Origin of the sequence: Okeania sp. KiyG1, from assembly GCF_014132355.1 — a bacterium.
In the GTDB taxonomy this organism is placed as follows: Bacteria; Cyanobacteriota; Cyanobacteriia; order Cyanobacteriales; family Microcoleaceae; genus Okeania.
Window position 1 is genome coordinate 100,591 of the sequence record NZ_BLZO01000109.1, and the last position, 24,452, is coordinate 125,042.

At 36.4% G+C, this 24,452-nt stretch carries 22 protein-coding genes; 11 read left to right on the forward strand and 11 right to left on the reverse strand.

Features of this window, described 5'->3' with window-relative positions; genetic code table 11:
- Positions 1-140 precede the first annotated feature (140 nt).
- The 3 genes from cobT to SAGCYANO_RS25860 all read right to left on the reverse strand — a co-directional run bounded on the left by cobT (position 141) and on the right by SAGCYANO_RS25860 (position 3,668).
- The gene (gene cobT, locus SAGCYANO_RS25850) at positions 141-1,229 is read right to left on the reverse strand and encodes a nicotinate mononucleotide-dependent phosphoribosyltransferase CobT (protein WP_202222705.1); all 1,089 of its coding nucleotides are present in this window, start codon (positions 1,227-1,229) and stop codon (positions 141-143) included.
- A gap of 606 nt (positions 1,230-1,835) precedes the next feature.
- Positions 1,836-2,495 (reverse strand): DUF2232 domain-containing protein, encoded by a 660-nt coding sequence (locus tag SAGCYANO_RS25855; RefSeq protein WP_202222706.1) that lies wholly within the window; start codon positions 2,493-2,495, stop codon positions 1,836-1,838.
- Between the two features lie 468 nt (positions 2,496-2,963).
- Positions 2,964-3,668: a Crp/Fnr family transcriptional regulator gene (locus tag SAGCYANO_RS25860; protein WP_202222707.1), complete on the reverse strand. Its 705-nt coding sequence runs from the start codon at positions 3,666-3,668 to the stop codon at positions 2,964-2,966.
- 599 nt (positions 3,669-4,267) lie between these two features.
- On the opposite strand from SAGCYANO_RS25860, the gene SAGCYANO_RS25865 reads away from it, so the two are divergent.
- The 4 genes from SAGCYANO_RS25865 to SAGCYANO_RS25880 are packed head-to-tail and all read left to right on the forward strand — an operon-like array spanning position 4,268 to position 8,029.
- Positions 4,268-6,004: a hypothetical protein gene (locus SAGCYANO_RS25865; RefSeq protein WP_202222708.1), complete on the forward strand. Its 1,737-nt coding sequence runs from the start codon at positions 4,268-4,270 to the stop codon at positions 6,002-6,004.
- The gene (locus tag SAGCYANO_RS25870) at positions 6,001-6,426 is read left to right on the forward strand and encodes a hypothetical protein (protein ID WP_202222709.1); all 426 of its coding nucleotides are present in this window, start codon (positions 6,001-6,003) and stop codon (positions 6,424-6,426) included. Before SAGCYANO_RS25865 ends, SAGCYANO_RS25870 begins: the two co-directional genes overlap by 4 nt.
- Positions 6,427-6,470: 44 nt before the next feature.
- A complete protein-coding gene (locus SAGCYANO_RS25875; RefSeq protein WP_202222710.1) occupies positions 6,471-7,298 on the forward strand; it encodes a hypothetical protein in 828 nt (275 codons plus the stop codon).
- Positions 7,259-8,029 carry a hypothetical protein gene (locus SAGCYANO_RS25880; protein WP_202222711.1) on the forward strand — a complete coding sequence of 257 codons (771 nt, stop codon included), beginning with the start codon at positions 7,259-7,261 and terminating at the stop codon, positions 8,027-8,029. The genes SAGCYANO_RS25875 and SAGCYANO_RS25880 overlap by 40 nt, the downstream gene beginning before the upstream one ends.
- A gap of 1,010 nt (positions 8,030-9,039) precedes the next feature.
- On the opposite strand, the gene SAGCYANO_RS25885 is transcribed toward SAGCYANO_RS25880, so the two are convergent.
- Positions 9,040-9,177 (reverse strand): hypothetical protein, encoded by a 138-nt coding sequence (locus SAGCYANO_RS25885; protein ID WP_202222712.1) that lies wholly within the window; start codon positions 9,175-9,177, stop codon positions 9,040-9,042.
- 504 nt (positions 9,178-9,681) lie between these two features.
- Between SAGCYANO_RS25885 and SAGCYANO_RS25890 the strand changes: the two genes are divergently transcribed.
- Positions 9,682-10,380, forward strand: coding sequence for a sugar transferase (locus SAGCYANO_RS25890; RefSeq protein WP_202222713.1), 699 nt, complete (start codon positions 9,682-9,684; stop codon positions 10,378-10,380).
- A 418-nt stretch (positions 10,381-10,798) separates the two neighbouring features.
- Here the strand turns inward: SAGCYANO_RS25890 and SAGCYANO_RS25895 are convergent, their stop codons facing one another.
- From SAGCYANO_RS25895 to ribE, 3 genes are all read right to left on the reverse strand, one after another.
- The gene (locus SAGCYANO_RS25895; RefSeq protein WP_202222714.1) at positions 10,799-11,467 is read right to left on the reverse strand and encodes an ester cyclase; all 669 of its coding nucleotides are present in this window, start codon (positions 11,465-11,467) and stop codon (positions 10,799-10,801) included.
- 591 nt (positions 11,468-12,058) lie between these two features.
- A complete protein-coding gene (locus tag SAGCYANO_RS25900) occupies positions 12,059-12,628 on the reverse strand; it encodes a GNAT family N-acetyltransferase (RefSeq protein ID WP_202222715.1) in 570 nt (189 codons plus the stop codon).
- 865 nt (positions 12,629-13,493) lie between these two features.
- Positions 13,494-14,207 carry a riboflavin synthase gene (gene ribE / locus SAGCYANO_RS25905; protein ID WP_202222716.1) on the reverse strand — a complete coding sequence of 238 codons (714 nt, stop codon included), beginning with the start codon at positions 14,205-14,207 and terminating at the stop codon, positions 13,494-13,496.
- A 296-nt stretch (positions 14,208-14,503) separates the two neighbouring features.
- Between ribE and SAGCYANO_RS25910 the strand changes: the two genes are divergently transcribed.
- From SAGCYANO_RS25910 to SAGCYANO_RS25920, 3 genes are all read left to right on the forward strand, one after another.
- Positions 14,504-15,010: a bifunctional nuclease family protein gene (locus SAGCYANO_RS25910; protein WP_202222717.1), complete on the forward strand. Its 507-nt coding sequence runs from the start codon at positions 14,504-14,506 to the stop codon at positions 15,008-15,010.
- Positions 15,011-15,382: 372 nt separating this feature from the next.
- Positions 15,383-16,498, forward strand: coding sequence for an aldo/keto reductase (locus tag SAGCYANO_RS25915; RefSeq protein ID WP_202222718.1), 1,116 nt, complete (start codon positions 15,383-15,385; stop codon positions 16,496-16,498).
- A 453-nt stretch (positions 16,499-16,951) separates the two neighbouring features.
- Positions 16,952-17,503, forward strand: a complete 552-nt coding sequence (locus tag SAGCYANO_RS25920) for a gamma-glutamylcyclotransferase (protein WP_202222719.1) — start codon at positions 16,952-16,954, stop codon at positions 17,501-17,503.
- Positions 17,504-18,256: 753 nt separating this feature from the next.
- Here the strand turns inward: SAGCYANO_RS25920 and SAGCYANO_RS25925 are convergent.
- Positions 18,257-19,102, reverse strand: a complete 846-nt coding sequence (locus tag SAGCYANO_RS25925) for a M56 family metallopeptidase (protein WP_202222720.1) — start codon at positions 19,100-19,102, stop codon at positions 18,257-18,259.
- A complete protein-coding gene (locus SAGCYANO_RS25930; RefSeq protein ID WP_202222721.1) occupies positions 19,102-19,524 on the reverse strand; it encodes a BlaI/MecI/CopY family transcriptional regulator in 423 nt (140 codons plus the stop codon). The genes SAGCYANO_RS25925 and SAGCYANO_RS25930 overlap by 1 nt, the downstream gene beginning before the upstream one ends.
- Before the next feature lie 215 nt (positions 19,525-19,739).
- Here SAGCYANO_RS25930 and petE point away from each other — a divergent pair, with 215 nt between their 5' ends.
- A complete protein-coding gene (gene petE, locus SAGCYANO_RS25935) occupies positions 19,740-20,141 on the forward strand; it encodes a plastocyanin (protein ID WP_202222722.1) in 402 nt (133 codons plus the stop codon).
- A gap of 39 nt (positions 20,142-20,180) precedes the next feature.
- Here petE and SAGCYANO_RS50650 read toward each other — a convergent pair whose 3' ends face one another.
- On the reverse strand, positions 20,181-21,026 hold the full coding sequence (locus SAGCYANO_RS50650) for an RNA-guided endonuclease InsQ/TnpB family protein (protein ID WP_375339991.1): 846 nt from the start codon (positions 21,024-21,026) through the stop codon (positions 20,181-20,183).
- Positions 21,027-21,029: 3 nt separating this feature from the next.
- Positions 21,030-21,530 carry an RNA-guided endonuclease InsQ/TnpB family protein gene (locus SAGCYANO_RS50655; RefSeq protein WP_375339992.1) on the reverse strand — a complete coding sequence of 167 codons (501 nt, stop codon included), beginning with the start codon at positions 21,528-21,530 and terminating at the stop codon, positions 21,030-21,032.
- 551 nt (positions 21,531-22,081) lie between these two features.
- Here SAGCYANO_RS50655 and petJ point away from each other — a divergent pair.
- Together petJ and SAGCYANO_RS25950 are read left to right on the forward strand one after the other, a co-directional pair.
- Positions 22,082-22,426, forward strand: a complete 345-nt coding sequence (gene petJ / locus SAGCYANO_RS25945; RefSeq protein WP_202222723.1) for a cytochrome c6 PetJ — start codon at positions 22,082-22,084, stop codon at positions 22,424-22,426.
- Between the two features lie 1,090 nt (positions 22,427-23,516).
- Positions 23,517-24,371, forward strand: coding sequence for a tetratricopeptide repeat protein (locus SAGCYANO_RS25950; protein WP_202222724.1), 855 nt, complete (start codon positions 23,517-23,519; stop codon positions 24,369-24,371).
- Positions 24,372-24,452 lie beyond the last annotated feature (81 nt).

Sequence of the window (24,452 nt, forward strand, 5' to 3'; positions counted from 1 at the left end):
AGAGTCACTCTACATCCCAGAGGGCAGGAATTCAACCTGCATGACTACTAGAGTTATCCCTTTTTTGAGACTGGCTAACTTACATAGAAGCTTGTTTAGCCAAACGAATCGCACTTCTTCCTTCTTCCCTCTTCCTTCTACTACACAAATAAATTTTCAACAGCTTGAAGCAACTGACCTTGACTCCAATCTTGATATAAATGAGCCGCGATCGCACATCCTCCACAACCCACACCTTCTTTAACATATCCCTGTTCATAAGCTCGTAGTTGAGGATAACAAGACTCCGCAAAACTAAGTTGTGTTGCCATCAAAGGCACAAAACCAATTTCTCTAGCCAACCCCACAGTATCTCCCGTCGGGTCTTCAGCAACCCATCGAGTTGTTCCCACTACAATATTCTCAGGTAGCCAAGATATAGAATATTTTGCTGCTAATGCTTGCATCAAAGCATAAACAGCCAACATTTGTGTACCACCAGCTAACATCACCCCAACTTTGAGACTTGCTGTCATTGCCATTCCTGCTACTACTATTTGCATCGGGTCTCCCACCGCAGCAACCAATTTTAGAGGTTGTGAAAGCGGAGGTAAAGAATTCAAACCAGAAGCTTGTAAACCCTGTTGCACCACAGCCAATTTTTGAGTATGATTACATTGAGGATGACTGCTATTCACTTTACCCGCAGCAGCAATACCTAAACCCAACAAAATTGCTAAAGCAGTAGTTGTACCTCCAACCACACATTCTCCTAAAATTAAATAGCTATCCTTTGCTTCCGCAGCTAACTTATATCCCCAACTCTTGCCAACTTCTAGTAAATGTTCAACAGTTGCCATATCTAAAGCACGACCAGAAGTTAAACAACGAGCTGGAGTACCTCCCAAATCAATTGTTGGTACAGTGGGTTGATGAGTTAAACCAGCATTGAATAAGTAGAGAGGGATATTCAGAGCATCAACAATTGCTTTTGTGATTAAAACTGGAGAAGCACCAGCATCAAGGGGTGGTAATGGATATTTGGGTTGTGGTTGAAAACCATTGTATAAAAATTCTACATCTGCCAAACAAGTATATTGGCGGTCTTTTGGAGTCGCCCCTGCTGCAGAAATTCCCGGTATTAGACCTGTATCTGTAAATCCTAATATACAGGCAAAAATTGGTTGGCGTCTCCGATACCTTTGCAGCCAATTTTTTCCCTGTTGCACCTGAGTATAAACACGAATCATTATTATTAGTAAGTTTAGGTAATAGATTATTTAGATATCTTCAGAAAAGAGGGAATAGGAAAAAATAAAAAATAATTGATAATTGATGGATAAAATTGATTTTATTTTTGATTTTTGGAGATGTCTATTAGAGGTTATCTGAGAAGTCCCATTTGCTACATCCAAGCCCCCTAAATCCCCCAATTTTGGGGGACTTAAAAGCAAATAGACTCTTGTTCCCCCCAAAGTTGGGGGGCTAGGGGGGCAAAATATAGACTCTTTTTCCCCCCAAAGTTAGGGTGCTAGGGGGGCAAAATTCAGTATCAAAAAACTTTTCAGATATCCTCTTAGAAATCAGAAAAGTTTACTTATAGCACTACGCAAATAGGGCGCGGAAATTTATAAATCAGGACTTACGCAAATTTTTAGACAATACGCTATCCCTGGAGGGCGTTAGCGGAGCTTTGCGTTAGCAAATGCCATTCGCCCCTACTAGATATGACGGTTCTGCGTAAGTCCTGTAAATGCTCAAACTCAGTCAGATATTACTTTTAACTTTTAACTTTTAACTTTTAACTTTTAACTTTTGACTTTTAACTTTTGACTTTTGACTTCCGCGTAGCGGCACTACTCATAATCAAGCAAAACTCTTACCCATTTAGGAGGTCTAGGAATAGGGTTGCCGATGCGGTCTAGTAATAATAAAGCTACCAAATGTACAACAAATAAATACACAAAATTATTCACAAATACCATGACTAAAGCAAGTGCTTGAATTAAAGGCAAACTAGGTTGAGCTAATAATCCCAATTTGATAAATACCCATTCTAGGAATTCTGTAACTTGTGTAGTTAAATATATCCAGAGGTCTTGTCCCAACAAAAGTGAAAGTAACCAAAATCGAAAAAAGAAACCAATTGAGCCGAGTATAGAACCTAAACCTATAGAAGTTAACCAATTTCCTCCTCGTTTCCATACTCCCCCTAACATTACTCCCATGAAACCAAAAGGAATGACAAATAAAATACTACGAGTTGGCCCCATAAGCACAGATAAAAGTAATCCTGATACTGCTGCGCCCATCCAAGCTGCACGGTTTCCCCATCGTAAATATAGTAAAGCAATTGGTACTGGGAAGAAAACTCTTAATAAGGGTCCCAAGGGAAAGTAATAATTGATAAACCAAATTAAACTAGCTGTACTGGCCAGAAAAGCTGTTTCTACCAGAACTATTGGTTTATCTTCTTTGCTGGTGGATGATGGTATTGGATCTGAAGTTGTTTTCACAGAATTGGTTTGGCCTTATAAGTTTTGGCTAGTGCCGCTACGCGGAAGTCAAAAGTCGTAGGGGCGTTAACGATAGTTATGCGAAGCAAATGGCATTCGCCCTCAAAAGTATTGATTGGTAAAGTTTTTAAGATTTTGTAATTGACTTTTAATTTACTCCTTAGATTAAACGGCGTTGCTGATTATTCAATTAGTGGTAAATTTTCACCCAAAACAATAGTGGGAATATATTTATATTCTGACTCTAAAGTCACCGAAAAACTCTTTTCTGACTCCTGACTCCTATCTCCTGACTTATGACAAAAAATAAGGTCTCAAGCCTCCCCTTTTAAGGGGATGAAAAAAAATAAGGTTCAATATTTCAATCCCAATACTTCAGGTAGAGGTACTGATAACTGATAACTGATAACTGATAACTGAAATGACTCCTGACTCCTGTGAAATCATACACTTAATCAGTAACCCTGACTAAACAAGTGTACGTTCCAGTGCGTGTATATCAGGAATACATAATGTATCGCGATCGCGTTTGATTAATGACTTTTTTTCTAACTTGCTTAAGACTCTGGTAACAGTCTCTCTGGCCAACCCACTTAAACTACTTAGCTCTCTATGAGGTAAATTAGGAATTTCTTTTCCTTGTTGAGAGTCTATACCTTGCCCTTCTGCTAAAAATAGTAAAATATCTGCTACCCTAGCCTGAGCATCTGCTTCTCGTAGTCTAAGTCGTCGATTCACTTGTCGTAAACGTCTGGCCATTAATTGGGCTAATCTAATTCCTGCTGTGGGTTCAGTATGAATTAGATGAGCAAAATCTTGAGCTGGCATATTACCAATTAATGTGGGGGCTAAGGTAATTACGTCAGTAGAGCGAGGTACTTCATCTAAAGCGGCCATTTCTCCAAATAATTCGCCTTTACCCAAAATATTCAGCGTTACTTCTTTACCATCCAAGTTATAGGTGCGAATTTTTACCCACCCATCCAGAATGAAGTATACAGATGTCCCCCAATCATTCTCTAGTAAGATTACCTGATTTGGTGGATGTTGACGACTGACCACATGAATTACTGCTTTTTCTAATGCTTCTTGTGGTAAACCCTCAAAAAATGAGGTAGAAAGCATTAATTCTTTAATATTTAATTGGGGGTCGCGATTATACCTTTCTTCCATAAAGTTATTTTTTCAATATTAATCGGGCAGTATATTTAGCCCACAAAGCAACTATAAATTAATAATTAAAATTAATACATATTATATTATTAGCCAATTGGCCGACTTTAAATATCCTGAAAGTCAACAACTTTGTGGAATCTATGATAGGGCTTTTACAGTATGGTAGTACATAGGTATCAGTACAGGATTTGTCAAAAACCCAAAATATCAATAATAAATCCGGAAACTTTTACTACTGCTTCCAGTTAAGCGCTCCTTGACGGGTTAAACATCCACAGGGTCATAATACTATTTCCTAATCCTAAAAAATTTTCTAAACAGCTCAATTTTAGGACTATTTATGACTATTATAGTTAATAAATATTATTATGTATGTAGTAGGTATAGAAAGTAAAAGTACTTAAATTATTAATTTAATAATATCGTGCTATTGCCACATCAGGCTATACATTAGACTAAAGAGTCTGAAAAAACTTTAAGACTGTTAATCCAATCTATCTCTAATTTGTACATCTTGTGTGAAAGAGTAATTTTAAAGTCAGTTATGCTCTCATCAGTTTTATAATTCTTAATGATGAGTGACAAAGGTGAAACTCTTGAATTTCCAGAATAAGCAAATCAAATCAATAATCAGTGAAATAGATGAGGTGCTAAATCAGCCTAGCACTAAAAATTATCCTAAAGTCTTAGAAAAAACACTCAGAAAATCTCAAAAGACACTACAGCAGGTGCTGAACTATCTGAGTCAGAATGTGGATACAACCTCAAGTCTACAGCTACTCTCTGTTGACCCACCTTCAAATTCGGAAAATGTTATTGACCAGACGACTAAGGAACATCCACAACAGCTAGAAGAGTTTTTGACTCCTATTAATCGATATTTACAAGAAGATTTTCAAGTTCTTAAAGAACAACGACAAGCTTTGCAAGAAGAAATTAGACAACTTGAGAAGCAAAGACAAGATAATTATTCCCTAGCTCAACAATATGCTAAACAGGAGCAAATTATTTCTGAGTTTTCTCAGGCTTTACTTGGCCCAGTGCAAGAAACATTGGTGGAACATTTGTCTCAGTTAACCAACCAACATTCATATCCAAGTCAGAGCGCTTTACCTATTGAGCAAAATCTCGATCCACAGACTTCTAAGAATATTGAACCTTCTGAAATGGGGACAAATTCAGAGGGTATACTGAAAGAAGACGATAACTTGGACCACTCATTTATTGATGAGTTCAATACAGAAGATAATGAAGAAACACAGCCAGATCCAGAAAATTTTATAGCATCCTCTCATGTTAGTCCTCAAAATATTCAAAATCCAAAACTATCTCCTCAAATAAATGAATTACATGAGCCTAACAATACAGATGTATTTCCTTATCCAGGATATGAGTTTGTTTCTAAAGTAAATACAGAATCAAAAACAACTGAAACAGATAATTCAAGCCCTCAAGAATCATCTATTCAAAATGAACTTAATCTTGATGAAGAGCAAGATTTAGAAGTTATTAAAAGTCAAAATGAGCAAGATAAAACTTTTGTTCAACTAGAAGCTCCTAGTTTTGAAGAGGAGAATACAGAGTGGCAAGAATCTCAAAATTATACTGCTAAAATAGAAGATGCAGAAATAGCAAATACGATTGAATCACCACTAAATTATGAGTTAAAGTTAGACAATTCAGAAAATGTAGAAAACACTGAAATTATCGAATCTCTCAGTAATCTCTTTGGTGAATTAGAGATAAATGAAGCAGAAACTAATCAATTAATTGCTTCTCTAGAACCTAAGCAAGAAAAAACAAATTGCAGCAATAAATCAGAAGAAGAAGAGTATCTTCAGGCATCTGCTAAAGAAAGTCTCTTGCCAGTACAAGAATCAGATGAAACACAAGATATAGAATTATTATTAGATACTAATATCCTCAATAATTTGCGTTCTGATTTAGAAAATTTAGAAGAATTTGACTTAGATGAATTAGCAGAAGATCCGCAACAAACTGAGCTTCAATTAGGAGAATATTCACCTGTATCTTTAGAAGAAAGTAGTCTTGAATCGACTGATGTTTCTGCTACTTCGACTTCAGAAGCAGAAATTACTAACTTAGAAAGTTTATTTATAGATATTGGTGATGCTTCAGAAAAATCAAATCTAACGAACCAAGAAAATACTTACAATTCAGCAGAAAATATAGAAAATGAACACATTCTAGAAGATATTTTAGATAACTTAACATCTTCAACAGAAGTAGAATCAACAGATACAAATGAGCGAGAAATTTTACCTCTAGAAACCCTACTTCAAGACTCTCCAGAGACAGAAAAAAAAAATTGAATCCCTTGAAAGAGACAGATAGAATACCAGAGAAAAAACCTTCACTATGGTATTTAGGAATTGACTTTAGTACTACAGGTATTTCTGCCGCATTATTTAATCGTAGCAGCAGTGAAATTTATCCTATATATTGGGAAAGGGGAGCAACTAAACAAGGGTTAGATATTACTGAAACAAATCAAGAATTTGCTCTATCAACAAAAATAGCTCAAACAACATTAAGTTCTACTACAAAAACAAAAATATATAAGCTACCATCAACTTTATATATATATCAAAAATCATCTAAACAGAAAACTATAGAAGAAAAACCCTTATTAGTACAAAACTTGAAGCCTGCTTTAAAAGTTACTATTCCTTACATTTCGATTAAATTTGAAAAACAACAATTTCAGGAAAACCAGATAAATCTTTTCTTCTAGATTCTAACTTTGTTGCTACAACTGCCCATGAACCAATTTTACAGTTGTCTGAACATCAACAAATTCCTCTTAATTTAGTTAAGCAAGGATTAGTAACTTTATTAACTACCCTTCAGACCCAAGCTGTTGTCCAAGACTCTATTTCTCTAACTGATGGAGAAACTCAAACAATAATTACTTTACCTCATGATTATACTTGTGGCGCAGTAGGATTAGACCAAGAAACATTTGTTTCCGCTTTGGCACAATTAAAATGTGTGTTGATAGGTAGTCCAACTAATTGGCCAGAAGCCTATCATTTCAATCTCAGAGAAGCAGTTTTAGAAGCAGGTCTTGTCCAAGGTGTCAGTCAAGTAATTGTAGTTGAGGAGGCGATCGCTACTGCCCTATCAGAATTAACTTCAGTAACAGAAGATCCAAAAACATCTACTATCTCAGAATTTAGAAAGGGCAAAATTTTAATTGTGAATGTGGGAGCAACTACAACAGAAATGGCCTTAGTAGATTTTCCTGATGATGGCCAAAATTTAACTTACTCTCACTTCCATTGCCATAGTTTTGCTTATGGGGGTCAGGCCCTAGATCAAGATATTGTTTGTCAACTTTTATTAAAAAACGAAAATCTTTCGCCCCAGACCCAGAAAGAAAAGAATCAAGAACAATCTACTCAATCATGGCCACGGCCAGGCTATCCAGATTTATCAATTAGGTATCAACTACAGCAATGGTTACAAAGTTCATCCTACAGACAAGAATTATTAGCAGCAGCTCGTAATTTAAAAGTAATTCTGCCATCGGAAAAAGAATTTATTTTGAATATAGGCGATCGCCAATGGAATTTACAACAACAAGATTTAGAAAAAAAGTATTAGGACCTTTTATACAACAATTAAATCAGGAGTTAAATAATTTTTTGAGTAGGGTGGGAATATCTCCGGTGGGAATTAACCGTGCTTTATGTACTGGAGGTAGTGGGAGTTGGAGCGGGATATCTCGTTGGTTACGTCAAAAATTATCTAACGCAATTATTGTTCAAGATACAAAAGTTAATTCTGAAAATATAGAGTTAGAGCAAGAAAAGTCGCAGGGATCGGATAATTATTTATCTGAGATTGAAGATATTAAACTAACTATCGGTAGGGTTGCTTATGGTTTAGCTATCTTACCTCTTTATCCACAAATTATAGATATACCTCAACAACAGTACAACGACTATTTTTTACTGTGGGAAATACTGCGAGTTTTTCCTGACCGTCCTTTATCTCTAAAGGAAGTTTATCAATTATTAGAGGAACAAGGAATAAATACTCGTGTTTGTCAGGAGAACATTAAGACTATTTTAGACAGTAAACTACCTCCTGGTTTAATGCCTTCGGAAGAAGATGTAATGCTATTAAGTGAAGCTTCTCGACAAAATTCTGACTATCAAAGTTTGAGAGCAAAGCCACTTTTTTGCCAAGAAACTGATGGTAGTGGATATCGTTTGAGTGGGGAACAAGCAGAATATTTAAGAGAATACTTAAATAAGTTAGTGGCTAATACTAGGCAAAAATTTGAGGAACCCACAGTGAGAACTGGGATAAAACTTATTAATTATGACTAATCAGGACTTACGCAGAGACTCTATATATAGAGAGGGCGAATGCCATTTGTTAGCGCAAAGCTCCGAATTGCGCCCCTACAGATGGTGGTTTGACAGTCAATTTGCGTAAGTCCTGCTAATTTTGATTTGTGCTACTCACTTCTGCGATAAATCAATTCAATATCTGAAATCAACAATTTTATCTCCCTATTCCCTATTCCCTCACAGCAGTGCGCATCCCATCTCTTGGTCGCAGGGCTAATTCTTTGTCATCAGAGAATATTTACAACTCTATATTTTTGGTTAACTAATTCTAGCAAGATGTACGAAATTTCAAAATTTCAAAGGATACAGTTTTTCTCTAGTGACGATAAATTGACTTTTGTAAAACTCCCCCACTCCCTTTTTCTCTAGTGATATCAAATCCGTTTTATTGAACATAACAAAATTCTCCAATCGTCATAACTACCCTCATCTTTGTAATTCTCTCTCCTCCTGACTCCTGACTCCTGACTTCCCCTCCCCTCCTCGGAGGGGTTAGGGGTGGGTTGACTCCTCCTGACTTAACTATTCTATGGCTGTTTAACCGGATTTGATATGACAATAAATTGACTGATAACTGATAACTAATACAGGACTTACGCAAAATGTGAAATTATACACCAATTGTAGTGGGCGCCATTCGGAGCTTTGCGGAACGCAAATGCCATTCGCCCCTACTAGATATGGTGGTTATGCGTAAGTCCTGTAATAACTGAAATGACCCTGCTCTCTTGGTCGGCGTTCCCATGGCGAGGATACCTCAATGGGTTCCGACCGCTTGCGTATGTCGCGTCCCGCAGGGTAACACCGCTATTCCTTGACTTCTACAAGGAGTCTATTAGACATCTGGTAAAAATAAAAAATTCAATCAATTCTTATCCATAAATTATCAATTAATTCTTCCTGTTCCTTGTTCCCTCTTTTTTGTTCCCTCTTTTTTAGAGAGGTCTATTGTTGACATCCTCCCCGGCCTAAAGGCACGGGGATTCCTACCGAGCCTTAGCTCCTCGGTGGGTTGACGTCTCACAGGCTGCTGCTACTTTGGCAGTAGTCTGACGCTTGCCTCCACGTCCGTTTAGAGTTTCCGAGTGCCCCCGGCAACTAATAACACTATAGCATATATTCAATTCACTTAACATAAAAATAAAAAGTCGCCCTACAAGGGCGAGGCTTTAAACCCAATTTTTCGGTAAAAAACATCTCAGGATTTCTAATTACAAGTACTTGTGCTAAATTATACTATATTTTTGTGATTTTAATTACATGATGTCTAAAAACTCCATAACAAACAAAAAGCACAATTTTAAATTATACACAATATTTTTTAGAGATAAAAAAATAATAATAAATTTGGTAAAACAACACAGAAACTTTAAAAAACAGCTAAAATTTGTGAAGATTCAGTAAAGTTGACTAGATAACTCTACCACTCTGAACTTAGCTACTCTAGAATATAGGTATAAAAGTTTTCCATAGATTACAGCGGTTTTCATTTCAGTAGACCACAGTAGGGGCGAATGGCATTTGCTAGCGCAGAGCTCCGAATTGCGCCCTTATAGATTTTTGGTTATGACGATGTGGTTTATCAATCTGAAAAGGGCTGTAAAACATGATTTCAGAGTGCAAATCTTATGAATACCTCTAACTTATCAGTCTCCTCAGATATGAATTCTCTATTAGTTCTAGAACACAAATACTCAGCTAACTTATACAAACAAGTAGCTCATCCCTCTGTCAATAGTCCAATCAAACGCCTGATTGATATTTTAGGAGCCTTAGTCGGGTTAGCGATCGCAGGGATACTTGCAATTCCTGTACTTATATTCATGCAATTTGATGGTCCTGGCCCGCTATTTTTCAGTCAGGTTCGCTGTGGTTTTAAGGGTCAAACTTTTTGGATCGTGAAGTTTCGTTCAATGGTTGTTGATGCAGAAAAACTGAAGCACCTAGTCAAAAACGAAGCAAAAGGTAACATCTTTAAAAATGAGAAAGATCCTAGAATAACTCGTATAGGCCGCTTTCTGCGTCGGACTAGCTTAGACGAGCTACCTCAATTCTGGAATGTTCTCAAGGGAGATATGAGTTTAGTGGGAACTCGCCCCCCCACTGTCGATGAAGTTAAAAATTATGAAGCTCATCACTGGCACAGACTAAATGTCAAACCTGGTATAACTGGAGAATGGCAGGTTAATGGTCGTTCTAGTGTGAAAGACTTTGAAGATATAGTGCGTATGGATATTGACTATCAGCAAAAATGGTCTATCGCATACGATCTCAAGTTAATATGGAAAACTATTTGGGTGGTATTTAATAAATCAGGTGCGTGTTAGTTATACTATTTTATTAGGAGTTCAATGATGCATTTCTCAAAAATAAGTAGGTGGTAAAATTTACAAGTATTTCCGTAAAGTGGAAGGTTTGCGTAGCATTTCGGACCGAAAGCAATATAAAGGGTATTAGGTGCATCAACATTTCGTTATTATAGTTAGATTTATTCACGCCTACCTACTTAGATTTGAAATGTTGTTTAATGCTACTAGAAGTAGGATAAGAAAAAATTCTGATTATTTAATGCAAAATTAGATTTAATTAGTTATTAGTTACCAATAAAGATTAAATAATACTGGAAAATAGAGAAGTTTGTGGTTGAGCAGAGCTTTGTTTCATGAAAGTTGCGATTCGCTCCGCCCGTTCTGAAATCGCAAATTACTCCCACTAGAGGGGGAGACTAGATGTCTAATAATTCTCTTATTTTTGACTATGAAATGGGCAACCACCAGCGGTTAAGTTTTTGATAAATTTACTATTATCAAAATAATGTTCTACAGACAAAATTTTTAAATCTTCAGTTAATCTAGCAATACTCATACCAATAATTTCTATTGTTTCGCCAGTAGGTTGATAGTCTTTAAAATTACCTTGAAAAGTCCCCCAATGTCTCCATTTAAAAGTAACATTTGGCGGTCCAGAAAGCACTTCTATTACTTCCCAGAGAAACCCTTTTGGAAAAGCTTTATTAAAGGTTTTAAAGGATGATTCAAAAGTTTCTTCCTCAGGGTTATAATGTTTGTTTTTACTAATAAAAAGATTATATGTTCCGTGTTCTCCTGCTTCCTCAGCAGTATATTCTTTTCCTCCATTACTACTCATACGAAACTTATCGGCAACAACAGATAACCACTGTTCAGGATTAGTTTTATTAGATGCTTCCATCTCAAAAGTTCTGACTAGGTTATGAGCGATCGCTTCTAAAGACCCTTCTGGATGATGATATTTACTCTCTTGTTCAAAAACTCGATCGTTGTGAGAATAATCTGGTCGTTTTCCGCCTCGCCATTCCACACCGATATCATTAGAAATTACTTTTTCTCGGTCCTGCACCCATAGGGGTAGATTTTTAGAATTAGTATTACTCATATAATTTTTATTCCTAGGATGAAGTACAAAATTTTTGATTTTAGAGAACATACAACAGGATAAAAAAAGTATAATCCTTTACTTTATCTGCCATAAAAATGCTATATTTGTTCTCAACTATCTGAGTCGATTCAAACTTTGATTAATTTACTCGATGATTTTTGGCAACCATAACTTATTACATAATGATTTAATTTTTTGATGATGAGTCATTTCAGTTATCAGTTATCAGTTATCAGTTACCAGTTGTCAACGAGAATAAAAAAATTGGGGTTGGTTAATCAACATAATAATTAAGATATTTGGGCAAACCGTAATTTAAGATATGAATTATAAATACCCCTTTCACTACTTGCTCCTGAACAACATAAGAACGAACTAATCTGTACGGACGTTGCATACAACTCTCTATTCCCTATTCCCTATTACCGAATAATTAATAATTAATAATTAAATAATTTTGGTTTAAAGCCTCCCCTTTTAAGGGGAAAAAAAGTGCTAGGATATTTCCTGATATTCAATTCCGTAACGGTTAAAACCCGAGGTAATTATCAATTATCCATTATCAATTATCCATTAATGAACTATTCCCTAAGCACAAAAATCATCTTGACTCAAACTATATTTAACACCTTGTTGCTGAGATTCTAAATAAACAAAATTTCGCTCAAATTTTAATCCCACTTTTTCCATCACTCGAATAGATGCTTTATTTTCTAACAATGCACTTGCTGCTACTTGCTGTATTTTCAACTCTAAAAAACCTTTCTGAATTAAAGCTTTTGAACCTTCAGTTGCATATCCTTTTCCCCAAACTTTTCTTTGTAACCGATAACCAAGTTCAATATCATTCTCTTGATACAATGCTGCCCCCATATAACTATCTAAACCTGGTCGAAAATGAAACCAACCAACAAATTTATTACTTAACTTTTCAATAGCTGCCCAAAAACCATAACTCTGATATTGTTGGTAATACCTGAAAACTTTAGGCAAAAATCCATTTTTAATCTCATCGTAGCTTGTAGGTGTTCCTGAGCGATCGCCTAACTTTGTATATCGAGTTACTTCTGGATCGCTATCCAACTCAAATAATAATTCCGTGTCAGCTTCAGTAAACTGTCGTAAAACTAATCTTTCTGTCTCTAGAAAAATCTTCATTATTTTATATATAGCAATATGATTTGAGTTGTGAGATATTGGAAACTTTTAGGGAAAAGGGAACACTGGATCTAGGAACAGAGAAGAAGAAAAAAACGTATCATATGAATATAGCAATTATTATATTCTATAACTTTTAAGGAACACCTCAATTCTCACAACTGATTCCTGATTGCTATATTAGAACAAAATAACTCCATCAATACCGACAAAATTTCAATTGTTTCAGTAGACATCTGTTCAGCAACTAATAATTAATAATTAGTAATTAATAATTAATTATTAATAATTATATCATGTTCGGACGGGTCAGTTATATAGCAGAAGAAAGAAGGAAGAAGGAAGAAGGAAGAAGGAAAAGTATTACGTTGTCTGAGTTTTAAGCTTTTGACCTGTCCTAACCTTTACTTCGACTGCTATAAATAAAATTTAAGGACTGACAGTACGGACGGTAGCAAAGAAATACTGAAATTATCAATACCCAATCTCCAATATTTCCTCTTTTTCTCCTTTCTTCCCCTCCTGGGAGGGGCGAGGGGTGGGTTGACTCCTGACTCCCTCCCCTCCAGGGAGGGGTTAGGGTGGGTTGGGAGGGGTTAGGGGTGGGTTGACTCCTGACTCCTCACAAAATTTATTTATAAGTATTCAACCGAACATAATATTACCTATCCTTGAAAAGAAGAAAATTGACGCTTAAGAGAAATTTGTTCTCATTTAAAGGAGAAGCTTCAAACCTTAATTATTCGGTAAAACTCAAAAATCAAATCAATTATTATCCATAGATTATCAATTACTCCCCTCCTGGGAGGGGTTAGGGTGGGTTCCCTGTTCCCTGTTCCCTGTTCCCTGTTCCCTCTTCCCTCTTCTAAATAAAACCGTTTTCACTCAAAAATTGTGGTGTAATATCTTGGAAACTATTAACATGAGAATTTCCTACCAAAACTGAATGGTTATTAGAGTTCTGATGTAGAAACTTAGCCACATATTTACCAAGAATATCTACCTCAATATTCACTAAACTACTTGCTTTTAAATGACACAAATTTGTTTCATTAAAACTGTGGGGAATAACTGCTACCTCAAACCAATTGCCATCCACATCACAATCTGCCACAGTTAAACTAATGCCATTAACTGCTACACTCCCTTTAGACACAATATAGGGAGCTATCTGACGTTGCCACCTGTCGTCCCTTATTTGTGAAGCAGTAAATCTCATTTCCCAGGCATTAATAGTTTCCACAGAGCTTTCCAAGCGTCCAACCCCGTCAATATGACCAGTAACAAAATGGCCTCCTAACTTACTACCTGCTCGTAATGAAGTCTCAAGATTCACATACCTATCCGATATTTGGCCTAATGTACTACGTTTTAAGGTCTCAGGTGATACGATCGCCACAAATCCTTGAGCTAAAATGTCTATTACTGTTAGACAAACACCATCTACAGCGACACTATCACCAATGGCCAAATCTTCCAAGATGATTTTACTGCTACTAGATGATGCCAGAGAAACTAAAATTTGGCTTTCTTCTAAAAGCTTAATTTTTCCTAAAGCTTGAATCAATCCTGTAAACACTGTTTTTCCTCTGATTAATTAATTAAATATTAGTTAAATTTTATGAACACAAACTCTATTCATATTCTATGAGCAGCAATGCTAGTCTTGAAATTACACGGTTTGTATATCATGGTGAGCCATTAGTCAAGGTAGACACCATACTCTCAAAGATCGAAGATAATAAATGAATGTAAAAATGACTCATATAGGTAAATATCAAGTAATACTAAAAATTACTCGATCCCGATCTATATCTATACTCACTTACATTCTATACAGCTTGACAAAAATTACTATAAAATGAGGCCGAGCCAATGATTGAAATGAAAGTAGCAGGAATAGCTTTGGATGCATCAACACGCAATCCAATTGTGTTATTAAGAGATGGTACGGAGAGACGTGCTCTACCTATCTATATAGGTCAAGACCAGGCCAAAGCAATTATTAGCGCTCTGGAAAACCATCAGCCACCACGTCCATTGACTCACGACCTCACAGTCAGTATTTTAGAATCACTAAGTGGGGTCTTGGAAAAGGTGGTAATTCATTCATTGCAAGATAACACCTTCTATGCGGCGCTGATTATGAAGCAAGGAGAAACTAAAAAAGAAATTGATGCTAGGCCCAGTGATGCGATCGCTATTGCTCTCCGTACAAATAGTCCCATCTGGGTAATGGAAGAAGTTGTAGCAGATGCCTCAATTCCAGTAGACCGAGATGCAGATGAGGCAGAAAGGCAAGCTTTTAGGGACTTTATATCAAAACTTCGCCCTGAAGATTTAATCAAACGTGGTGGTTCTAGCACTGGTGGATTATCATAATACTATTTTAATAGAATTGAAAATGCAAAAGTAAAAGAAGATTTATTTAGCTGAAAACTTTCTGAAAGTTTATTTGAACCGAAAAATTTGGGTCTGAAGTCTGCTCTTTTAAGAGGATAAAAAAGGAAGATTTCATATTTTCCATCCCAATGCTTTCCTAGGTCATGCTGCGCAAACAGCTAGAGGTGCTGATAACTGAAATAACCTTGGCCAACTAATAAATATTAGTTAGGACTCAGGTATTGCCTATGGCAGATTCTATTATATTGTTTGATTCACTTAAACTTATAGGCATTATAGGCGAACTGCTATATTAAAATACCTAGGGAGAAGCGACCACTAAATAGCAAAACTAAAAACTAAAGTATATAGGTGCACTACCGCAGGTTTGGCAAAACGAACTTAAACCTCTCAGTTTTTTCTTTGGGAACTATGCGATACTTGGTATCTCAGGAAAATGCTGTAGAAACGATCAAGCAAGCTGTGAATATGGGAATTAACCATATAGAAACAGCTAGAGGTTATGGTAAAAGTGAAAAATATTTGGGTGCGGCGTTGGTCTGTGAGCTGCAGCGTACCCAACTTTATATCACTACAAAAATTACACCCACAAAAGATGTCGGTTTGATAGAGCGCTATATAAATGAATCTCTAGAAAACCTAAATACAGACTATTTAGACTTTTTGGCTATTCACGGCATTAACACTTGGGAACATTTAGAAATTACCCTTCATGGAATTAAAGCAATACATAAAATGCTTGATGATGGGCGAGTTAGACACATTGGTTTTTCTACTCATGGCCCTTTAGATGTAATCTTAGCAACTATTAATACTGACTTTTTCCAATTTATTAACTTACATTACTACTACTTTTTCCAACGTAATGCTCCTGCAATAGAGTTAGCTAAACAAAAAGATATGGGCATTTTTATTATTTCTCCAGCAGATAAAGGTGGGCAATTATATACACCATCTCCTACCCTTGAGAAATTATGTCAACCTTTTTCTCCATTAGAATTAAATTATCGATTTTTGTTAAGTGACCCAAGAATAACAACCCTCAGTGTGGGTGCTGCTAGGCCACAAGAATTAGAATGGCCTTTGAGTCTTAGCGATCGCACACAACCTCTCACTCCTCAAGAAATTGAAATATTTCAGCGTTTGGAAACTCAGGCTTTAACAAGGTTAGGCACAGAAAAATGTAGTCAATGTTATGCTTGTTTGCCATGCCCAGAAAATATTCACATTCCAGAAGTTTTGAGATTAAGAAATTTGACTGTAGCTTATGATATGACGGAATTCGGTAAGTATCGATATGGGATGTTTGAAAATGCAGGTCATTGGTTTCCAGGTAATAAAGGAAGTCGATGTACTGAATGTGGCGAATGTTTACCCAGGTGTCCAGAAAATTTAGATATACCGAGTTTGTTGAAAGATACCCATCAAAAACTTAAAGGTTCCTCTGGTCGTCGCTTATGGGAATAATCTAATTATGGCAGAAGGAAGAATTCATTAATTGATAATTGATAATGGATAATTGATAATTACCTCAGGTTTTAACCGTTATGGAATTGAATATAAGGAAATATCCTAGCACTTTTTTTCCCCTTAAAAGGGGAGACTTTAAACCAGAATTATTTAATTATTAATTATTAATTATTAATCATTAATTATTCGGTAAGACTGAAATGACTACTCCCCCACTCCCCACTCCCTACTCCCCTACTCCCCACTCCCTCACTCCCTACTCCCCTACTCCCCACTCCCCCAATCCCCCACTCCCCCACTCCCCACAGTCCATCCTAGATAAAAACGCTATATTGTGCAAAATCTAACAGAAAAAACTATCAAACATTCTGCACAATTGAATGTATAAGCTCGAATAAAATCTGTTTTTCTAGACATCTATTAACTCAGAGTTTCAAATCAATAACTAAGATGAACAAGCAGACTTCTACAGAGAAAAAGTTTTACTACTTTGCCTATGGATCTTGTATGTGTCCTGTAGACTTAAAACGAACCTTGGGAGAAAATACCCATCCTTACGTCATCGGTCCGGCTACACTTAAAGGATATAGAATTGGATTTTATCGTTATTCAGAAAAGCGTAATTGTGGAGCATTAGATGTAGTAAAAGACCCGAATTCTAATGTAGAAGGAGTGCTTTATCATTTACCTTTAAGGTTACGCCCTCGCCTAGATGAAAGAGAAACTGTAAAATTCGATTTTATTAAACAAATTCACTGCGGTGGTTATCGACCAGAAATAATTAAGGTGTATAGTCAGGGGAAATTATATAGCGAGGTTTGTACCTATACTGTTATAGATAAATTACCCCAGGAATTAGCTCCTAACGATTGGTATCTTAATGTTGTACTTAGAGGAGCTATAACTTGTGGACTTTCTGAAGAATATTGTTGGAAATTGTTTGAACACATGCATAATTTACAGCATCAGAAAAGACAGCAATATTTCTTGTCAGCAGCTTAGATATCAAAATTCAAAATTCAAAAGTCAAAAGTCAGTAGGGGCGAATGGCCATTCGCCCCTACAAAAGCGAGTGCTAATTGGCGAGGTTTCTATTTCCTGCGGAAAGGCTACGTCAACAGAATGTAAGACGCACTAAAGACAGTCAAAAGTAATCTCTGACTTACTTTCACCATTTAGTATTGCCCTAACCTAATTGTGTAGTGCCACATATCTCTGGGTTAAAAAAGGCTAAAGATGAAAATTTATCAAGAAATTTAGGGGGTTTTTAACGACCCTCTAAATTCTGGCGCTTCACGTTTTGATTGAGATTTAAATTGAGATTCTTTTTTTCTTCTCTGATATCAATCTAATTAGGGTTTACTGAATTAAAGTCTTTTGGTAGGGGTAGGAGTCAGGAGTCAGGAGAAATGGAAATTATAGAGGAGGTAGTCGGAAAAATTGTCTCTTGATTTTTCTGCTATAATCGTCCCAAAATACTAGCTTTTTGAGTTTTTTCCACTGAAAAGCTGGCACTTTTTGAAACAAAAAAATGCTACAACCTCTACCTGTCAATGGTTTGATATTTAATTAGCAAGCCCTAATTACTCTATAGCAAATAATGGGTTCGTTAGTACATAGAATGAGAATAAACCGTAAGACAGGAAAATATTTCCCACCGTTCCCTGTTCCCTGTTCTCTGCTATAACAATTATTCCTCCTTCCTACTCCTGATAACTGATAACTGATAACTGATAACTGAAATTACTCCTTCTTCTATTGATGAAATAACATAGTTATTAAAGGGAAAAAATTTAACAATACCCAACTCCAAAACCAGTAATTATTTTGTTGTATAGAAAAATCTGGTTCCGCTAACAACGCATCAATTCTTTCCGTCAAACGGTTAGGGGGAGTGGTACAACTAAATGCCGCAGCAAAATTAGCTGTCTGAGTTAAACGATCGCTCACCATTAACAACAAAGTCTCCGCCAATAATAATCCATCAACTTGTTTTCTTGCCCACCGATCGGCACGAACTTCTCGAAGAGTCAAAAGTTCATGCCACAACATTTCAGTCTTTGGTAAAAAAGGCGCAATTTTTCCTAACCAACCTAACCAAAAAAAACAAAAATTATCTCGATAATAATAATGTGCTTGTTCGTGATTTAAAACTGCATAAAGTTGATCGGAATTTAATCTTTCTACAAGTCCTTTACTAACTACTAACTGAGAATTCCAAAAGCCTATTTGGGCACTAAATAAAATAGGATTATCCAGTAAACGCACTGATTTACCCTCAATAATTATCTGAGGATAATTATTCACCTTTTGTACAGACCGCCAACCTTGATAACCTAAAATCAAACCTAAAATAGCTGTCCATCCACAAAAGCTCCAGGCCAATAAATAACTAAACCATCCAGTAGATAGTCCAAGCATTTCTCCTTGATGACCCATACAAATAACTGCAATGGCCGTTGTAATCAATATTATGGGAGGAGAAATAAATAACAGCAGCGATCGCTCCCAACGTTGGCCCCAATTAGATGGAGCAAAAAAGTCAGCTTTTCTGAGACCATAAGATAGGCCAATAGCTGCCAAAATAATAATGAGGTGCATTATGGTTTCTCCTCCCTAACTTTGCGTATAGCTTTTAGCTTTTCGGCGATCGCTTCTATTTGTTTGATACTAGCAGAATCTAGACTATCCGCAAAAGAGGCCACCAAATCTGGGTTTCCCACTTCCAGAAATTTATTTAATTGTTGATGCGCTTTTAACATTTGAGCTTCTCGACGAGAAATTAAAGGTCGCCACACAAAAGCACGCTCACTTTCATCACAAACTAACCAACCCTTTTGAGTCAGGCGACGTAGCACTGTAGTTACTGAAGTATAAGCTAGTTCTCGGTCAGGGTCAGCCAGAATATTTTCATGTACCTGTTTAACTGTGGCACAACCTAATTTCCAAACAATATTCAAAATCTCTGTTTCCAGAGGGCCTAAAGACATTTGTTGTGGACGGTGATCTGGTAAAGAACTCATTATTTTTTATTTCTTAGATTTTGACAACACAGTAGGTAAAATTTATCCTTTTTTCTGGTAAATTATTTAAGTATGACAATCTGTCGTTTTACGATTAAAAATCTCCAGAAATTAGATTTTCACCCTGAGATAATCAGGGTTTCAGGTTTTTTCGGAGATATCTATTGTATAATGACCCGTGAATACATAATCATCTTAAAAAAACAGGAGTAAAAATGCGTTTTATTTCTTCACTTTCTAAGTCTGTAGCACTACTAGCTTCTGTAGCAATGCTAGTTATTGGTAGTCTAGTATTTTCTCATCCAGCACAAGCCGCAAACTATGAAGTAACAATGGGTGCTGGTGGACTACAATTTAGTCCCAGGAAAATAGCTGTTAAACCAGGTGATACAGTTACATTTAAAAATGGTATGCTCGCACCTCATAATGTAATGTTCAATTCTGGTAACTCACCAGATTCAGATCTAGCCAAATCACTTTCCCACAAAAACTTGGCCTATAAAGCTGGAGAAAGCTTTGATGTAAATATTCCAGCAGATGCTGAGTCTGGTGATTACGAATTTTTCTGTACTCCTCACCGTGGAGCAGGAATGGTGGGCCATATGGTTGTAGAATAATCGCAGAACTTAAGTGTGAGAAACTACTTTAAATTTGCTTTACTGTAGTTTATCAAGGTAATCACAAGAATACTTGTTCTTGTGCAAATTAGTGACATACTCCCACACTAAGCAGGCGCTATAGTGTGGGCTTCTCGTTTCGCAGCCCCGGTATCCCGTCGGGCAAGCGCGTGCTTTAAGGACGGAATGCCCTGCCGCCCTATTTTTGATATTGATCGCCGCGTTCAAATCGCGGTCTATTACAATACCGCAATGTGGGCAACAATGAGTTCGCATGTTTAATTCTTTATCGACTTTTTCACCACAATTTGAGCAATCTTGGCTAGTATTTTTGGGGTTTACTGCTATAGTCTTCTGTCCAGCATTTGCCTCCTGCGGAGGAGCTGCGCTAACAGCTTTGACATTTAAAATAGACAGGAATTGTCCCCATCCAGCATCGTTAATTGATTTACTCAAACGAGTCTTTGTTAGCCCTTTAATGTTTAAGTTTGCCTCCGGCACGCCGCGCTCCGCGTCTACATGGGCGATAACTTCTGCTTTTGATAACAATTCATTGGCTGTTTTGAAATGAAAATCTTTACGTTTATCGGCAACCTTTTTATGTTGTTTAGCTACAGCTAGAAGAGCTTTGAGCCACCTTTTACTTCCTTTTTTCTTTCGAGATAAACGTTTCTGTAGAATCTTTAATCGCTGCTGAGAAGAGCGATAGTATTGAGGGATGGGAACAGATTCTCCTTCACTTGTTACTAAGAATTCCTTCAGTCCCATATCAATTCCCAGAGTGTTTTTTAATGTAGGTTCAACTTCACAACTCAAAGCTGGAACTGATTTTTCTTCTAGGGATAAAGTCAGATAATAACCATCTGCTTTACGACTAATCGTCACAGTTTAAGAGTGAAAACCATCAGGTAACGGCCGATGTTGAATCAACTTTATCTTGCCTATTTTGGGCAAGTTGATCTTGTTTTCTTGAATGCAGTCTTGCTTGATTTGAGGATAAGTAAAACTGCGGTAACGCCCTTTTCCCTTAAACCTTGGTTTCCCTAATTTATGTCCATTTTTGTCTGCCTTAAACCATCTATCAAAGGCAAGTTTTACCCGTTTTATGCAATCCTGTAAAACCTGAGAATGTATCAACTTGTACTCAGGAAACTTGTCTTTGGTATTGACCAAATCTTTTTTTTGAGAGTAATAATCTGGATTATCTCTGAGTTGAGGAATTGGCACCACCAAGGGACAAGCGTTAACCGGACAGCGATTTTCTGACCACCATGAGAACCGCTCGCCTAACCGATAGTTGTACTGCCGACGCAACAATTCCAACCACATTTCTATGATGGCTATTTGTTCTTTGTTGGGCCTTAATTTATATTGGTAGCCAGTGCGCATGGTGGAAAATTTCCAGGGCTATTGCAAGATAATCATACAAGTTTTTCAACTAGGGCGAAAGCTTCTGCTGGGATAGTATGCAAATTGAATGGGCATCGAACCCATTCAATTGGCCACCTATTCATCTCACACTTTTCTTTAAAATTATGGTGTGAGATGAATCGGCGGTTTAGCTAAAAATTTCTCTGCCACAAGTGTTAATAAATTCCACAATTAATTCTTGTGATTTAGATATTTTAGAGGGAGAATAATTATTTTTATTATTAATAAAGCAGTGGCAGGAAAGGTGAGGGCAGTTCAAAAGTTCAAAACTCAGACATCGTTAAGAATTTTCCTTATTCCTTCTTTCTTCTTCCTTAGTTCCTTCTACTATAAAGCACATTAAAGCATCAGTACAAATTAAAAATGTAGCATTCAAAACTATTCGATCGTGATTAATTTTATTTTTATGTTTGACAAGCTGTCGTTTGACTTAATATAAAGGTGCAATTTACAATCTACAACGCAGATTTAATAATTTTCTGTATTTGTATTCAGAGAGGAGAACTAAATTGAAAAAATTACTATCAATTGTGGTATTGGCCATAGCTTTCTTTGTTGTTGCTGTACAACCCCCCGCTTTAGCTGCAGACTTAGCTCATGGAAAGCAGATATTTGGAGCTAATTGTAACGCTTGCCATTTGGGAGGTAAGAATACAATCATGCCAATGAAAAATCTGAAAAAGGAAGCCTTAGTAAAATACCTTAAGGACTTTGAAGCAAAAGGTGTAGAAGCGATCGCCTATCAAGTAACAAATGGTAATGGAGGAATGCCAGCTTTCAAAGGTCGTCTCAAACCTAAGGACATTGAAGATGTTGCAGCTTATGTTCTAGATCAAGCTGATAAATGGAAATAATTTAGGTAAAAAATTAGCTTCATCTTGAAATAAGTTGGACTGGACTTGTTCGGTTAATATCAACTGCCGTAAACACAAGGTAATTATTGGTTAGTCAAAAATTGCTTATGTTTCTCAGAAAGTTCTGACCATCTTCAAAAAGTATCAAAAGTCTACACAGATGCACCAGTTTTCTGTGTATGTAATTCATTAAACTATCAAAAATGTTGAAAGAGGACTCCCGTTATAATCGCGCTGATTTAACGGCGAGATGAATTTCAAAGTAGTAAGTTAATTGAGGGCTTGCAAATTAATCCAGCATCAGTTATCGTAATTAATAGCCGTGGGGCACACGGTTAGAGAAAAGCGCACCGCCTGCGCTGATGTTTCCTCAGCGTAAAGACGGAGCAAGAAAGCTTGTGGAGATGGTAGTAGCGGGGGTACAACTCAACTTGTTTGATTTGTTACCAAGCTTACGAATCTGGGAAACAAGAATCTCCCGTTATAATCTTTGATTTAACGGTGAGAGTGTCAATAGCGAGAATAATTTTCTACTTCACAATTGAAAATTTTCTCGTCTTCATAAATTTTTCTTTAATAGTTAGTTGGGGTGAAAATTTAGAGCGAAAGAAACTGTTGAGTTAGCTCTATAATTTTACCCCAATATTAATATTGGGCGTTAGTGAATCAACATAAGAATTAAGATATTTGGACTAACCGTAATCAACATAATAATTATGAATACTCCTTTCATTACTTGCTCCCGAGCAACCCGTAAACGAAATAATCTGTAGGGACTTTGTATTCAAAGTCTCTACCTATTCCCTATTCCCTATTCCCTATTCCCTATTCCCTATTCCCTAAGCACTAAAATCATAGCTAAATTCACCAACGCCTAATATTGAAATAAATATAATAAATTTAGATAGAACTCGAATAATCAGTTGTAATAAAAACTATTGGAGGCTGATTAGCATTTAATGTAAAAGCCATAGCTTATTATCGCCAATAACTATTATCAATCTTCACAGATATTATGAACAACTTTTATCGATTTCTATTAAGCATTGGCATAGTTTTTGCAGTAATCTTTTTTTCATTCTCCCCACCAATGAAAACTGCAACTGCTATCTCACAGAGCGGAATTTATAAAAAATTTTTCACCGAAGGTATAGCTAATACTCAAGATAAAAACTATGAAGAAGCAGTTCATAATTTCACCAAAGCAATAGAGCTTAATTCTAACTTTGCCAGTGCTTATAGTAATAGATGTTTAGTCTATCTTCAACAGGAAAAGTACCAGCAAGCGATCGCTGACTGTACCCAAGCTATTAAACTCAACCCAGAAAATCTAGAAGCAAATCTTAATCTAGGTTTAGCCTACTACAAAATTGGTAATTACCAACAAGCTATTGCAGAATATACCAAAGTCCTTAATCAAAATCATAATGATTTTCGTGCTTTATACAATCGAGGTTTAGCTAATTTTGAACTGAAAAATTATCAGAAAGCTGTAGTTGACTATAACCTAGCTTTAGCAAATACCAAGCAAGACAATAATTTTAATCAAGCAGATATCTATAACGAGCGAGGTTTAGCATATTTAATGTCAAAAAAAATGCACAAGGCAATGGCAGATTTTTCTTATGCTATTAATATTGATGCTAATAACTCCAGAGCTTATTTAAACCGAGGTTGTGTCTGTAGCAAGATGGGAAATATAGAAGGAGCAATGGAAGATTTTAGCAAGACTCTACAACTTAATCCCCATGAAGCTCAAGCTTATTTAAACCGAGGACTATTACACCACCACCAGGGACTTTATCAAGCAGCAATTGAAGACTGGCAAGCTGCAGCAAAATGTTTCTGCGATGGAGGGGATATGATAGCTTATCATCACACTCAAGCTTTAATCGATCAACTACAAGCATGGCTCCTATCATCTAATCAAACTGCTATTGCTTGATAAACTACCGAATTTTTCATGGTCTAACCTTGATTTTTCAACCTCTATCTCTATAGAAACCTCACAAAATTCACCCCAGAA

Coding starts and splice junctions, on each gene's coding strand:
- cobT (WP_202222705.1), bottom strand. CDS start 1,229: ATGATTCGTGTTTATACTCAGGTGCAACAGGGAAAAAATTGGCTGCAA.
- SAGCYANO_RS25860 (WP_202222707.1), bottom strand. CDS start 3,668: ATGGAAGAAAGGTATAATCGCGACCCCCAATTAAATATTAAAGAATTA.
- SAGCYANO_RS25880 (WP_202222711.1), top strand. CDS start 7,259: ATGGAATTTACAACAACAAGATTTAGAAAAAAAGTATTAGGACCTTTT.
- SAGCYANO_RS25890 (WP_202222713.1), top strand. CDS start 9,682: ATGAATACCTCTAACTTATCAGTCTCCTCAGATATGAATTCTCTATTA.
- SAGCYANO_RS25895 (WP_202222714.1), bottom strand. CDS start 11,467: ATGAGTAATACTAATTCTAAAAATCTACCCCTATGGGTGCAGGACCGA.
- SAGCYANO_RS25900 (WP_202222715.1), bottom strand. CDS start 12,628: ATGAAGATTTTTCTAGAGACAGAAAGATTAGTTTTACGACAGTTTACT.
- SAGCYANO_RS25910 (WP_202222717.1), top strand. CDS start 14,504: ATGATTGAAATGAAAGTAGCAGGAATAGCTTTGGATGCATCAACACGC.
- SAGCYANO_RS25920 (WP_202222719.1), top strand. CDS start 16,952: ATGAACAAGCAGACTTCTACAGAGAAAAAGTTTTACTACTTTGCCTAT.
- SAGCYANO_RS25925 (WP_202222720.1), bottom strand. CDS start 19,102: ATGCACCTCATTATTATTTTGGCAGCTATTGGCCTATCTTATGGTCTC.
- SAGCYANO_RS25930 (WP_202222721.1), bottom strand. CDS start 19,524: ATGAGTTCTTTACCAGATCACCGTCCACAACAAATGTCTTTAGGCCCT.
- petE (WP_202222722.1), top strand. CDS start 19,740: ATGCGTTTTATTTCTTCACTTTCTAAGTCTGTAGCACTACTAGCTTCT.
- SAGCYANO_RS50655 (WP_375339992.1), bottom strand. CDS start 21,530: ATGCGCACTGGCTACCAATATAAATTAAGGCCCAACAAAGAACAAATA.
- SAGCYANO_RS25950 (WP_202222724.1), top strand. CDS start 23,517: ATGAAAACTGCAACTGCTATCTCACAGAGCGGAATTTATAAAAAATTT.